This is a genomic window from Candidatus Blochmannia sayi (nom. nud.) (assembly GCF_059935855.1).
The window spans coordinates 214,366-226,939 of the sequence record NZ_CP011796.1 but is presented as its reverse complement, the minus strand read 5'-3'; the positions used below and the strand labels follow the sequence as shown (position 1 = coordinate 226,939).

The window sequence follows — 12,574 nt, the reverse complement described above, 5'->3', positions numbered from 1 at the left end:
TTTAAAACCTCAATAAAACAAATAGAGTAATGATAAATTACACAAATGCGTATATATACGCACTAATTTTCACATATACATATATCTTATAAATTTTAATTAATTGGAAACTTAGACGATATTTTATTTTTTAATGTACGTATCATACGGAATATTTCATTTTTATTTATTCTTTGTATTATAGTACGCATATGCTTAAATCTATCCAATAGTTTAGTCACATCATGTACATGTACTCCAGATCCAGCAGCGATACGCTTTTTCCTAGATCCTTTGATTATGTCTGGATTACTACGTTCTTCAATAGTCATAGAATTTATTATAGCTTCCATACGTATAAATGTAGCATCATGTAAATATGATTGAACGCTATCTAAATTCATCCCTAAATTAGGTAATCTACCTATTATTTTATGAATTCCACCCATACTTCGTATTTGTTTTATATAACCTAAAAAATCACATAAATTAAAGTCCATACTACCTTTTTTTACATATTTTTTTTCTTTAACCCACTCTGATTGATTATCAAGCTCTTCAATCAATGAAAGTATATCGCCCATTCCAAGTATCCGTCCAGCTATTCTATGAGCATTAAAGGATTCTAGATCATCAATTTTTTCCCCCGTTCCTATAAATTTTATGGGTTTTCCAGTTAGATACTTCACAGATAAAGCTGCACCTCCACGCGAATCTCCATCTAATTTAGTAAGAATAACGCCAGTCAATGAAAAAGATTTATTAAATACATTTACGCTATTAACAGCTACTTGTCCCGTCATAGAATCTATAACAAATAAAGTCTCTATCGGATTAATGACTCTATGAACCTCAGTCAACTCTGAAAGTAAAGAATGATCTGTATCTAAACAACCAGCAGTGTCTATCAACAAAACATCATAAAATAATGATTGCGATGAAACCATTGCTGATTTAACTATATCAATTGGTTTGTCGCTAATATTATAATCTGAAAAAAAACTAATATCTTCAGATCTTATTAAGTTTTTTAACTGTTGCACGCCTGCTGGCCTATATATATCAATGGATACTACCAATACTTTTTTATTTTTTTTTGCTTTTAAAAATTTCGCAAGTTTACCTACAGTAGTAGTCTTACCAACACCTTGTGTGCCCACTATTAATATTATTGCCGGTATTTGAGCATTCAAATTTAAGTCATTAAACCCTTCTCCCATGGTCTTTGCTAAAGAAGCATGAATTATTTTAATAAACTCTTGACCTGGCGTTAAATTATTATTTACATTTTTTCCAATAATACTTTCTTTCACTTGATTAATAAAACTCTGTATCACGGGTAATGCTACATCCCCTTCTAATAAAGAAACTTTAACCGTATCCAAAGTATCTTTAATGTTTTTTTCTGTCAAACGTCCAGAACTCATAATCTTACGTATTGATTGTGATATTTTATTAGATATCTTTTCAAACATCTCTATCGCTCAAAATAAAAGTGAATGTTATAAACAAATTTATACAAAACTATATTAGTTGAATTATTGACGACAATCTCCAATATAGTATATATATTTTGCCTTTTAATTAAAAACCTTTAAATAATCATATAAAAATTTTCTACTAAAAATAAAGATCATAATTGTAAAAACAATATTGTATGGATTATTTTCTTATATAAAAAATAACTAAACGAAATATACAACACACCCGAGAGGACTTGAACCTCCAATCGCTCAGTTCGTAGCCGAGTGCTCTATCCAATTGAGCTACGGGTGCATCGTTTGATTAGCAGTGAGGGAGAGATTCGAACCCTCGATACAGTTTTTTACACTATATACTCCCTTAGCAGGGGAGTGCCTTCAGCCACTCGGCCACCTCACTGAATAATTATAACAATTCCATCTTGACTGTATAAATTTAGCTATTTATCTAATTTTTTGTTTTTTTTACAATTAACAAATCCTTTGATCACACTACGTTATTTCTATAGAGTTTACAACTAAATTTTTATTTCTAATTAATACCAATTGATTTACATAAAAAATTATTTAAAAATAACAAAATTTAACATAACGTTTGTTGTGATTTTTCAGCCTTAATACGTTGATAAATCTCTTCTCGGTGTATAGATATCTCTTTAGGAGCATTTACACCAATACGAACTTGATTCCCTTTAATACCTAACACAGTTACTGTAACTTCATCCCCAATAATAAGAGTTTCACCAACTCGTCGAGTCAGAATAAGCATTCTTTACTCCTTGAAAAATTCGAATAACCGAAATTCTAAAATTTCATGTTTTATATTATAAAAACACTAAATAAATACTTTATATGATATTGTAAATTTTTTTATATTTTTTATTAATGTACTACTTTGATCAAATATCAAAATTACTTTGTTTTAAACTATTTTAATATATTATTCAATTCATTACAGTATTTTATGCAACAATGAGTTTATTTCAACAGACACCTGACGAGTAGTCATTATATTGCTGATGCCAACTTGAGCAATATCAGATTTACCTCCACCCTTTCCACCAAAATTATTTACAATATAATGCACTAAATCTAAAGCATTTATTCGATTGTATTCCAATAAATCTCTAGTCACAGTTACGACTAAATTAATTTTGTTATTCTTATTCACATTAATAAGAACAACTACTCCCGATTGTAATTGATTTTTAAGATTATTTACCATATTAAGTAATGTTTTTTGCGCTAAATTCGTAACTTGTTTTGTTAATACTTGCACGTCTTTAACATAATAAATGTCCTGAACTAAAGATAAACTTTGTTGTATATCTTGTGTGTTTCTTAAATGTTTGATTTCTTTTTCTAATCTTTTACAGTATAATTTAAGTTCATGTATTTTATTTAAAATATTCTTATCATCACTTTGTGTTAATTGAAACATATTTCTAAGCAATGTTTTATGTCGATATATTACAGATAACGCTGAATTATTAGTTACTGCTTCAATACGCCTAACACCAGAAGCGATACTGGATTCTTTAGTAATTATAAATATACCAATCTCTCCAGTATATGTAGCATGAGTTCCTCCGCATAATTCAACAGAAAAATGATCCATGCTTACAACACGAACCATTTTATCATATTGTGTATTTAAGAGCATAACCACGCCTCTATCTTTAGCAGTTTCTATTGACATAGTTTTGACCGAGATAGGCATGTTATTCCAAATTTTATAATTTACAATATTTTCTACTGTATTAATTTGTATCTCCGTCATTGCTTCATGATGAGAAAAATCAAAACGTAAATATTTATTATTTACTAATGAACCTCTTTGTATTACTTGAAATCCAAGAACTTGAGATAATGCAGCACGCAACAAATGTGTAGCAGAATGATTTAAAGAAATATCCTTTCTTATACCTTGATCCACTTTCGCTATTATTTCTTCTCCTACGCTAATAGTACCACTACTAACTGTTCCTAAATGACCTATTGCTTGTCCATATTTTTTTGTATTTATAACTTTAAAAAATCCAGATATAGTTTTTAATTGACCGCAATCACCTATTTGCCCTCCAGATTCACCATAAAATGGAGTATTATTTAAAACCACTATTCCTTCTTCTTCTGCATAAATTTTATCGACTGGTTTGTTCTGTTGAAATAACGCTATTATTTGAGCTTTACAAACAAGTTGATTGTATCCGACAAATACACTTGATAAATTTGAAAATGACATATTTTCAAAAGTTATGCAAAATTTATTTGATTCCTTTGAGTATTTTTTTTGTTTTAACATAGCTTGATCAAATCCCACCTGATCTATATATATTGCATGTTCTAAACACACATCTTTAGTTAGTTCTAATGGAAAACCATAAGTATCATATAAATAAAACGCTATCTCTCCATCTAAAATATTTCCGTCTAATTGTGTCAATTGTTTCTTTAACAACGCCAATCCTTTTTTTAAAGTGTTTTCGAATAACTTTTCTTCATTAAATAAAATTTTCTCTATAAAATCTTTCTTTGTATATAACTTAGCAACTATATGTTGCATATATTTAATAAGCGGAGATACCAATTTATAAAAAAAAACATCATTTATACCTAATTTTTTTCCATGAAGAATAGCTCTACGAATAATACGACGCAATACATAACCACGTCCTTCATTAGAAGGAATAACTCCGTCTTTAATCAAAAACACACACGCACGAATATGGTCAGCTATGACATATACAGATCTATCTGTAGTAGGTATATCATTAACATTAATAATTCTGTATATAGAAGATATTAAATTCTCAAATATATCAATGGAATAATTACTACACACTCCCTGTAATATTGCAGCAATACGTTCTAACCCCATTCCAGTATCTACTGATAACATGGGAAGCGACAAAAGACGACCATCTCTTTGACGATTAAATTGCATAAATACTAAATTCCAAATTTCAATATATCTATCTCCTAATGTCTGTAAACTACCAGGAGGGGATCCTTGAAAATGATCACCACGATCATAAAATATTTCTGAACAAGGCCCACAAGGGCCAATGGGACCCATTTGCCAAAAATTCTCAGAATCACAACAAAAATTATTTTTTGTATCAGTTCCAATCTGCACAATATGTGTATTGGGTATATCTATTTGTTTTTTCCAGATACCATAAGACTCGTCATCACAAATATGTACTGTTGCCCACAATCGATTTTTAGGTAAATTAAACCAATTTTTATCAGTTAATAACTCCCAAGCAAACTGTATAGCTTCATATTTAAAATAATCCCCAAAACTAAAATTACCTAACATCTCAAAAAATGTCAAATGCCTATCAGTGTATCCAACATTATCCAAATCATTGTGTTTACCTCCAGCACGTAAACAACGTTGTATAGTAACAACACGCTTAAATAATGGTTTATCAATACCTAAAAATATATTTTTAAACTGATTCATACCAGAATTAGTAAATAATAAAGTTTGATCATTATCAGGAACTAAAGTGCTACTTGAAATAATTTTATGTTCCTTTTTTTTAAAAAAATTCAGAAACTCTTGACGAATGTTATTAATACCTTTGTACATATAAATTCCATCATATAAAAAGGTTATACATATAACTGCACAACCAATGCATTATAACAATTTTTTAAAAGATAGAAAATCACAATCACAAATATTATTTCTTATAATTTATATGTAAATTTATTCACTTTCATAACAATAAAATGAAATAACTTTTCATTTACAAAATAAATAAAAATTAAAAATAAAAATTTATAAAATTTAATAATTTTTATACTTATTTATACTTAATGGATATTTAAATATGACAGATTAAAAAAATAATTTGAAAATTAAACTTATTCACATTTAATATCATTAAAATTTATACTTGTACCATAAATACAATAATTTATAATCAGTTTCCATTAATTGATACAATACGATACATAAAAATATATAGATAATATATATTATATGTATATTCAACATCGAATATTCCAACGGAATTATTTATAATTCAAAATACATGTGTTACTATATTTTGATCATTATTTTATAAAATCCGTATGCCGCTTTGTTTAAGTTCAACTCATCATAGCATTTGATTGGAATATATACTTAAAATTTATTCCAATTCTTTACTTACAAAAATAAAAACTGCACTAAAAATTCCCATTGCCAATAATACAAACAGTCTGATTAATATTTTGTTACATATTAAACAATACATATCTGTAATTTATAAAAATTTATTTTTTAATTATTTTTAAACATAACACAAATATAACATAATTTATAACTTATCTAACACTATAGATTCTATCTACGATGTTAGGTACTCATTGAACAAATTTTCCATAATTAAACAAAATATATAATAATACATGATTCTTTATCATATCGATAAACCTGATTATTCAAGTACTAAAATTAAAAATATTTTATCTATAATTAAAATACTCTAAAAAACATATAAATTACATTGTATATATTCAATTTTTATATTTAATGCTATCTACTTAAATTTAACAATAAAGTCGAATTAACTATCTTTGCAAATAAGATAAAGGATTTACCGATTTACCTTTGTATCTTATTTCGAAATGCAATTTTACTTCATTAGTTCCGCTACTACCCATAGTGGCAATTTTATCACCCATTCTAACATTTTGTTGTTCAGTAACTAATATTATGTCATTGTGTGCATAAGCACTAAGATAATTTTTATCATGTTTGATAATAATCAAATTACCGTATCCTTTCAAGGTATTACCAACATACACCACCTTTCCACTAGCAGTGGCTAATACAGGTTGACCTAAAATTCCAGAGATATCAATTCCTTTATTACCTCTTTCAGTATCAGAAAAAGTATTAATAATTGCGCCATTTGCTGGCCAATACCAACTTTTAAATGCTACCAATTTTGATTTTTTTGAGTCATTAGGCATACCCTGATAAAATTTATCCATATCGCAATAAATATTATTATTATTATGGTGTATACATGAGAACACTAATTGTTTTTTTATAAAAAAAAATACTCTTTTGAAAAAAAGACTATTTTTACAAAAAAAAATAAAAGATTTTTTAAAAAAATTTTCAAAACACAATAATGTCGAGCGATTCTTCACTTTTAATACCTGACCTACTTTTAACACATTTATATCTTTAATATTATTTATTTTTGACAAATCCAAGCAATTATTTCCTGTGATCCAAGCGATATAAAACAGAGTATCACCAGATTTTACTATATAGATAGGTTTGTGATATGAACAATAATTAATACTATTATATTTATGGGTTGAAGTAATTGACATTTTTTCTTCTTCATGCCACGTATTTATTTTTTTATCCTGAGATGATACATAAATAATGGCATCAGAATTCATATAATGTGATACACCTTGGCTACTACATCTGTGGATATTGTTGTTAAAACATTCTCCTAAGAATATAAGAATAGTTACCACGTAAATTATCGATGTGCTACATAGCATCATAGATGCATGGAACTCCTATGTTCCCTACTGATTTTATTGATAACTGATTTATTTAAATCATTACAACTATATATATGAAATTATATAATTACGAGATTTATATTAAGTACATATAACATCTTATAGATACCCTGTATTAATATGCAATACTTATATTAAATGGGGGTAATAATATAATTATTTTGATATAACACTTTGAGTGTTCATATAATATTTACAATTATTACACACTAATATTATAATCAATTTCCATTAAATAAATAAACAATATTTTGCTATAAAAATTCTGATGATTTAGTACTTACTTATTTACAAAAATCACTTATATTGTATCTTCATATTCATATATACGAAGATAAAACAATTTATAATCATATACATGATGTGTGTACACCAAGTCAACAATTTTTTCAAATTTAAAAAATAGCTAACATATATAACGATGAATATTGACACATTTGTTGTGTGTTATTAGATAATTTCATACCAACAATTAAAACTAAACTATAAGAAAATAATCAACTTTTTGAATAAATACTACTTCACGTTTATAAAACGTATAAGTCATTTTTTTCATAAAAACTATTAAGCATATAATTTACATAAATCAATGTCAACGCATCAATAATACCACTGCTACACACGCAATACCTTCAGATCGACCAATATACCCTAATGTATCAGTAGTAGTTGCTTTAATATTCACACTAGTTATTGAGCAATTTAAATCTTTAGAAATATGAAGACGCATTTGATAAATATACATATTTATCTTGGGAGTTTGCAAAACTGTAGTAATATCTATATTTCCTAACGAATATCCTTGTGATATAATTTTATTCCAGGAAATTCTCAATAATTTACGACTACTTACGTTATTATATTGAGCATCAGTATCTGGAAACATTGATCCAATGTCACCAGAACAAGCAGCTCCTAACAATGCATCAATTAATGCATGCATCATAACATCTCCATCAGAATGCGCTATGATCCCTTGCATATAAGGAATATTTACACCACCAATGACAAGCGGTCTACACCCTCCAAATTTATGAACATCAAAACCATAACCAATACGCAACATATTGTATACAATTCCATTATTCTTTTTTATTTAATACAGATAAATAAAAACTAGCCAATTTTAAATCATCTTGATTAGTAACTTTGATATTATCTGTTCGACCGTGTATCAAAATCGATGTATATCCACAATATTCTATAGCTGATGCTTCATCAGTAACAATGACTTTATTTTTTAAAGATTTCTTAAGGCAACGTTTCAAGAGACTATAGTTAAATAACTGTGGTGTCAAAGCGTGCCACAAATTATCACGATTTAAAGTATATTTTATAAGATTAGTACCCCAATAAGTTCGTTTAACAGTATTGAAAATTGGTATTGCTAAAATTCCCCCTATTTGAGAAAATTTTGTAATTTCAAATAATCTTAATAAATCTTCATGATGCAAACAAGGACGTACTGCATCATGCACAATAACCCACTCTGAGTTTTTCACATGTTGCAATCCAGCCATAACCGAATCAGCTCGTGTTTTACCTCCCACAACTACACTAATTCTAGGATCATAAGAAATAGATAATTGACTAAACCAACGATCGTGCGCATTAATCACCACTATATACTGATGTATACGTGGTTGACATAACAAAGCAGTAATAGAATGTTCTAACAAAGTTTTATTCCCAATTGTACAATATTGTTTAGGCAACACACTCCTCATCCGCTTTCCAATTCCTGCTGCTAAAATAATGGCAGTTATGTCAGATATATTACTTTTACTAACATGTTTAGCGCAAAATACCATATTTACATAATAAACAATATCATTAAATTATTATCAATACTATTATATTAAATCAATATTGCTCCCGTAGTTCTATCTGATAAAAAGTTTCATCGCATTTAATCATACCAAGTTCATATCTCGAACGCTCTTCAACAGATTCATATCCATGAATTAAATCATAAATTTCATGCAACAATTTATTATTACGAACTTTCATTTCATCAAAGTTATTCATACTTGTATATAATTTAATTGTATTATGCATATATATTAAATCAAAAACACCATTTTTACCCAACCAAAATGAATATTGCAACCAAGTAAATAACATTAATAATAAATAACTTAGTTTATTCATATCTACACTATAATCCATCACACTTGATATGTAGGTCAACACATAATACTTTAATTATATACTCCAATTATCTATTCTCGTTAAAAATAAGTTTAACTTATAGCAAAATATAACCACATTTACCCCAAATAAATAATATTTAAATCATAAATATGACTATTTATACATACTAAAATAAAGAAATCTAAATTAAAGTAATAATTTATTTTTATTGTTAAAATTTCTATTTTTTAGAGATGTTTCTTACAAGTTAACTATACAAACAGTTTCTGATAATACAACTAAATAGTTTTATTATGATTAATATTATACTACTTACTTTATCAAAGAACCACAATATTCACAAAAACAACATTACGTACATAAATCTATGTTACATATATTACTTAACATGATTATTCATTTTAAATAACAATGCGAGATAAATATGATGATTGCAATATTTGATTAATTAATTCTAATATCGGTTTCCGACCATCTAAATATATATCTGGTCGTTTTGGATGTTCATAAGGAGAGCTTATACCGGTAAAATTTTCTATTTCACCAGATCTAGCTTTTTTATACAAACCCTTTGGATCTCTCTGTTCACAAATATATAAAGGCGTATCAACAAATATTTCAATAAAATGATCAATAGAAAACATATTGCGCACCATTTCCCGTTCAGCATGATAAGGAGCAATAAAAGTAGCCAGCACTACTATACCAGAATCCACCATTAACCGAGCTGTTTCTCCTGCTCGACGTATATTTTCATATCTATCATGATCACTAAATCCTAAATCACTACATAATCCATGTCGTATATTATCCCCATCTAATATATATGTACTAATATTTTGATGATATAATTTTTCCTCTAAAACATTAGCTAAAATCGATTTACCAGATCCCGATAACCCTGTAAACCATAACAACATAGCACGATGTTTATGTAACAATTCTCGGTCCTTTCGATTAATACGATAAGGATGCCAAAAGATATTTCTGGACATATTATAGTTAGTATTCTTATGAATCAGTGTATGTAATAATCATGATAAATCTTGAATATTCCAATGGGGAAAATGAATACGAATTAATGCATGCAGAGCTAATTCGAATTCACTATAATTTTTATCATGTTCAGATTTCGGGCAATTTATAGGCATTCGAACCATGCCAGCCCCTACAGTTTCGTTAGTCAATAAATCAATAAATATCATACTCCCAGTTACTGGACAACAAGAATACCGATCTAATAACAACGGTTCATCAAACAACAATTCAACCAATCCAATTCCATTAAGCGGAATTGAGTTCGTTTTTTGAGACTTTAAAGTACATATATTAATTTGATATTTTATATCTTTTACCTGTACTCTTATAATCTTAGTGGTGATCTTTATATCAAAATATTGACCTTCTTTCAACGCCTCTTTTCTCATCCATACTATATCTACTAATGCAGATTGCGCGGGTGTAATAATTGCAAGAGTATCAGTAATCATATCTCCTCGACTGACATCAAGATTATCTTTTAAGGTAATAGTCACCGCGTCTCCAGCACAAGCATGTGATTGATCTTTATCAGATACAATAATACGTTGAATATCAGAAGTAATATTTGACGGAAAAACATTAATATGTTGTCCAGTATGCATACTGCCAGAAGCGATAGTACCAGAATAACCTCTAAAATCTAAATTATGACGAATCACGTATTGTATAGGAAAGCGCAATTCCTGTTCTTTGGTACACATCATAGTAGCATTACTTTTAATTCTATTAATATCAATGTTTTCTAATATCCCTAATAAAGTGGACCCAGAATACCACCTCATATTTTTTGACGATTCCGTGATATTATCTCCCTCTAAAGCAGATATTGGAATAAATTTAGTATATATATTAGTAGAAAAATTTTTAGTAAATTCTAAATATTCCTTGCTAATTTTTCGAAATACCTCTTCATTGTAATGCACTAAATCCATCTTATTTACTGCGACTATAATATATCGAATACCCAAAAGTACACTTATAAACCAATGCCGTCTAGTCTGACTTTGTATTCCTTTACGAGAATCAACTAATAAAATAGCCAATTCACTAGTAGAAGCACCAGTAATCATATTTTTCGTATATTCTGTATGTCCTGGTGTATCAGCAATAATAAATTTACGTTTTTTAGTAAAAAAATAACGATAAGCAACATCAATAGTAATACCTTGAGTACGTTCTGATTGCAATCCATCTACCAACAAAGCTAAGTCTAATTTATTTTTTTGAGTGCTATTTTTTTTACTATCTACATGAAGAATAGATAATTGATCATCATAAATTTGATAAGAATCGTACAACAATCGCCCTATTAAAGTGCTTTTTCCATCATCTACGCTACCACATGTAAGAAAACGCAACAACGTTTTATGTTGTTGTGCATATAAATAATTTTCAATACCTCTGTGATTAATAATTTCTTCTTCTATAGAGCTGGTCACAACGATTCCTTAAAAATAACCTTGACGTTTTTTGCTTTCCATCGAACCAGATTGATCAAAATCAATAATACGTCCTTGACGCTCACTTGTATTAGATATTAACATCTCTTCAATCATTTTAGGTAATGTTTCTGCTTGAGATTCTACCGCTCCAGTCAATGGCCAACACCCTAATGTACGAAATCGTATCATACGTTTTTCTACAACTTCATGAGGCTGAAGATTAATACGATCATCATCTACCATAATTAAATTTCCGTCTCTATACACTACAGGGCGACTTTTAGCCAAATATAATGGTACTATATCAATTTTTTCCATAAAAATATATTGCCAAATATCTAATTCTGTCCAATTAGATAATGGAAATACACGAATACTTTCCCCTTTGTTAATTCTCCCATTGTAATTATACCATAATTCTGGACGCTGTCTTCTAGGATTCCAGCAATGAAATTTATCTCGAAATGAATAAATACGTTCTTTGGCTCTAATCTTTTCTTCATCACGACGCGCACCTCCAAAAGCTGCATCAAACCCATATTTATTCAATGCTTGTTTTAATCCCTCTGTTTTCATAATATCTGTAAATTTAGCACTACCATGAATAAATGGATTAATACCCATAGACATCCCTTCTAAATTTTTGTACACCAACAACTCAAAACCATACGATTTAGCAGTATTATCGCGAAACATATACATTTCTTGAAATTTCCACCCAGTATCAATATGTAATACAGGAAAAGGCAACGTACTAGGATAAAATGCTTTTCGTGCTAAATGTAACATTACCGAAGAATCTTTACCAATAGAATACAACATCACTGGTTTATGGAACTCGGCAGCTACTTCACGAATAATATAAATGCTTTCTGACTCCAATTTATCTAAACAAGTGATACATTGTTGGGTTTGAATCATATATTA

Annotated in this window: 10 protein-coding genes and 2 tRNA genes; all 12 read right to left on the bottom strand. The window is 28.3% G+C overall.

Going from position 1 to position 12,574, the window contains the following annotated elements:
• Positions 1–95: 95 nt before the first annotated feature.
• Positions 96–1,454: a signal recognition particle protein gene (gene ffh / locus Bsayi582_RS00890; protein ID WP_500815935.1), complete on the bottom strand. Its 1,359-nt coding sequence runs from the start codon at positions 1,452–1,454 to the stop codon at positions 96–98.
• A 227-nt stretch (positions 1,455–1,681) separates the two neighbouring features.
• Positions 1,682–1,755, bottom strand: a tRNA-Arg gene (locus tag Bsayi582_RS00885).
• Positions 1,756–1,768: 13 nt separating this feature from the next.
• Positions 1,769–1,860 (bottom strand) — tRNA-Ser (locus Bsayi582_RS00880).
• A gap of 183 nt (positions 1,861–2,043) precedes the next feature.
• Positions 2,044–2,229, bottom strand: a complete 186-nt coding sequence (gene csrA / locus Bsayi582_RS00875; RefSeq protein WP_500815934.1) for a carbon storage regulator CsrA — start codon at positions 2,227–2,229, stop codon at positions 2,044–2,046.
• A 183-nt stretch (positions 2,230–2,412) separates the two neighbouring features.
• Positions 2,413–5,061, bottom strand: coding sequence for an alanine--tRNA ligase (gene alaS, locus Bsayi582_RS00870; protein WP_500815933.1), 2,649 nt, complete (start codon positions 5,059–5,061; stop codon positions 2,413–2,415).
• 968 nt (positions 5,062–6,029) lie between these two features.
• A complete protein-coding gene (locus Bsayi582_RS00865) occupies positions 6,030–6,989 on the bottom strand; it encodes a peptidoglycan DD-metalloendopeptidase family protein (RefSeq protein ID WP_500815932.1) in 960 nt (319 codons plus the stop codon).
• 613 nt (positions 6,990–7,602) lie between these two features.
• Positions 7,603–8,076, bottom strand: a complete 474-nt coding sequence (gene ispF, locus Bsayi582_RS00860) for a 2-C-methyl-D-erythritol 2,4-cyclodiphosphate synthase (RefSeq protein WP_500815931.1) — start codon at positions 8,074–8,076, stop codon at positions 7,603–7,605.
• A 16-nt stretch (positions 8,077–8,092) separates the two neighbouring features.
• Positions 8,093–8,821 (bottom strand): 2-C-methyl-D-erythritol 4-phosphate cytidylyltransferase, encoded by a 729-nt coding sequence (gene ispD, locus Bsayi582_RS00855; protein WP_500815930.1) that lies wholly within the window; start codon positions 8,819–8,821, stop codon positions 8,093–8,095.
• A gap of 52 nt (positions 8,822–8,873) precedes the next feature.
• Positions 8,874–9,161, bottom strand: coding sequence for a septum formation initiator family protein (locus Bsayi582_RS00850; RefSeq protein WP_500815929.1), 288 nt, complete (start codon positions 9,159–9,161; stop codon positions 8,874–8,876).
• Between the two features lie 404 nt (positions 9,162–9,565).
• Positions 9,566–10,159, bottom strand: coding sequence for an adenylyl-sulfate kinase (cysC, locus tag Bsayi582_RS00845; protein WP_500815928.1), 594 nt, complete (start codon positions 10,157–10,159; stop codon positions 9,566–9,568).
• 39 nt (positions 10,160–10,198) lie between these two features.
• A complete protein-coding gene (gene cysN, locus Bsayi582_RS00840; RefSeq protein WP_500815927.1) occupies positions 10,199–11,644 on the bottom strand; it encodes a sulfate adenylyltransferase subunit CysN in 1,446 nt (481 codons plus the stop codon).
• 9 nt (positions 11,645–11,653) lie between these two features.
• Positions 11,654–12,568, bottom strand: coding sequence for a sulfate adenylyltransferase subunit CysD (cysD, locus tag Bsayi582_RS00835; RefSeq protein WP_500815926.1), 915 nt, complete (start codon positions 12,566–12,568; stop codon positions 11,654–11,656).
• Between the last annotated feature and the right edge of the window lie 6 nt (positions 12,569–12,574).

Excerpts from the sequence above, each read along its gene's own strand:
- ffh (WP_500815935.1), bottom strand. The coding sequence starts at position 1,454 with ATGTTTGAAAAGATATCTAATAAAATATCACAATCAATACGTAAGATT.
- csrA (WP_500815934.1), bottom strand. The coding sequence starts at position 2,229 with ATGCTTATTCTGACTCGACGAGTTGGTGAAACTCTTATTATTGGGGAT.
- alaS (WP_500815933.1), bottom strand. The coding sequence starts at position 5,061 with ATGTACAAAGGTATTAATAACATTCGTCAAGAGTTTCTGAATTTTTTT.
- Bsayi582_RS00865 (WP_500815932.1), bottom strand. The coding sequence starts at position 6,989 with ATGATGCTATGTAGCACATCGATAATTTACGTGGTAACTATTCTTATA.
- ispF (WP_500815931.1), bottom strand. The coding sequence starts at position 8,076 with ATGTTGCGTATTGGTTATGGTTTTGATGTTCATAAATTTGGAGGGTGT.
- ispD (WP_500815930.1), bottom strand. The coding sequence starts at position 8,821 with ATGGTATTTTGCGCTAAACATGTTAGTAAAAGTAATATATCTGACATA.
- Bsayi582_RS00850 (WP_500815929.1), bottom strand. The coding sequence starts at position 9,161 with ATGAATAAACTAAGTTATTTATTATTAATGTTATTTACTTGGTTGCAA.
- cysC (WP_500815928.1), bottom strand. The coding sequence starts at position 10,159 with ATGTCCAGAAATATCTTTTGGCATCCTTATCGTATTAATCGAAAGGAC.
- cysD (WP_500815926.1), bottom strand. The coding sequence starts at position 12,568 with ATGATTCAAACCCAACAATGTATCACTTGTTTAGATAAATTGGAGTCA.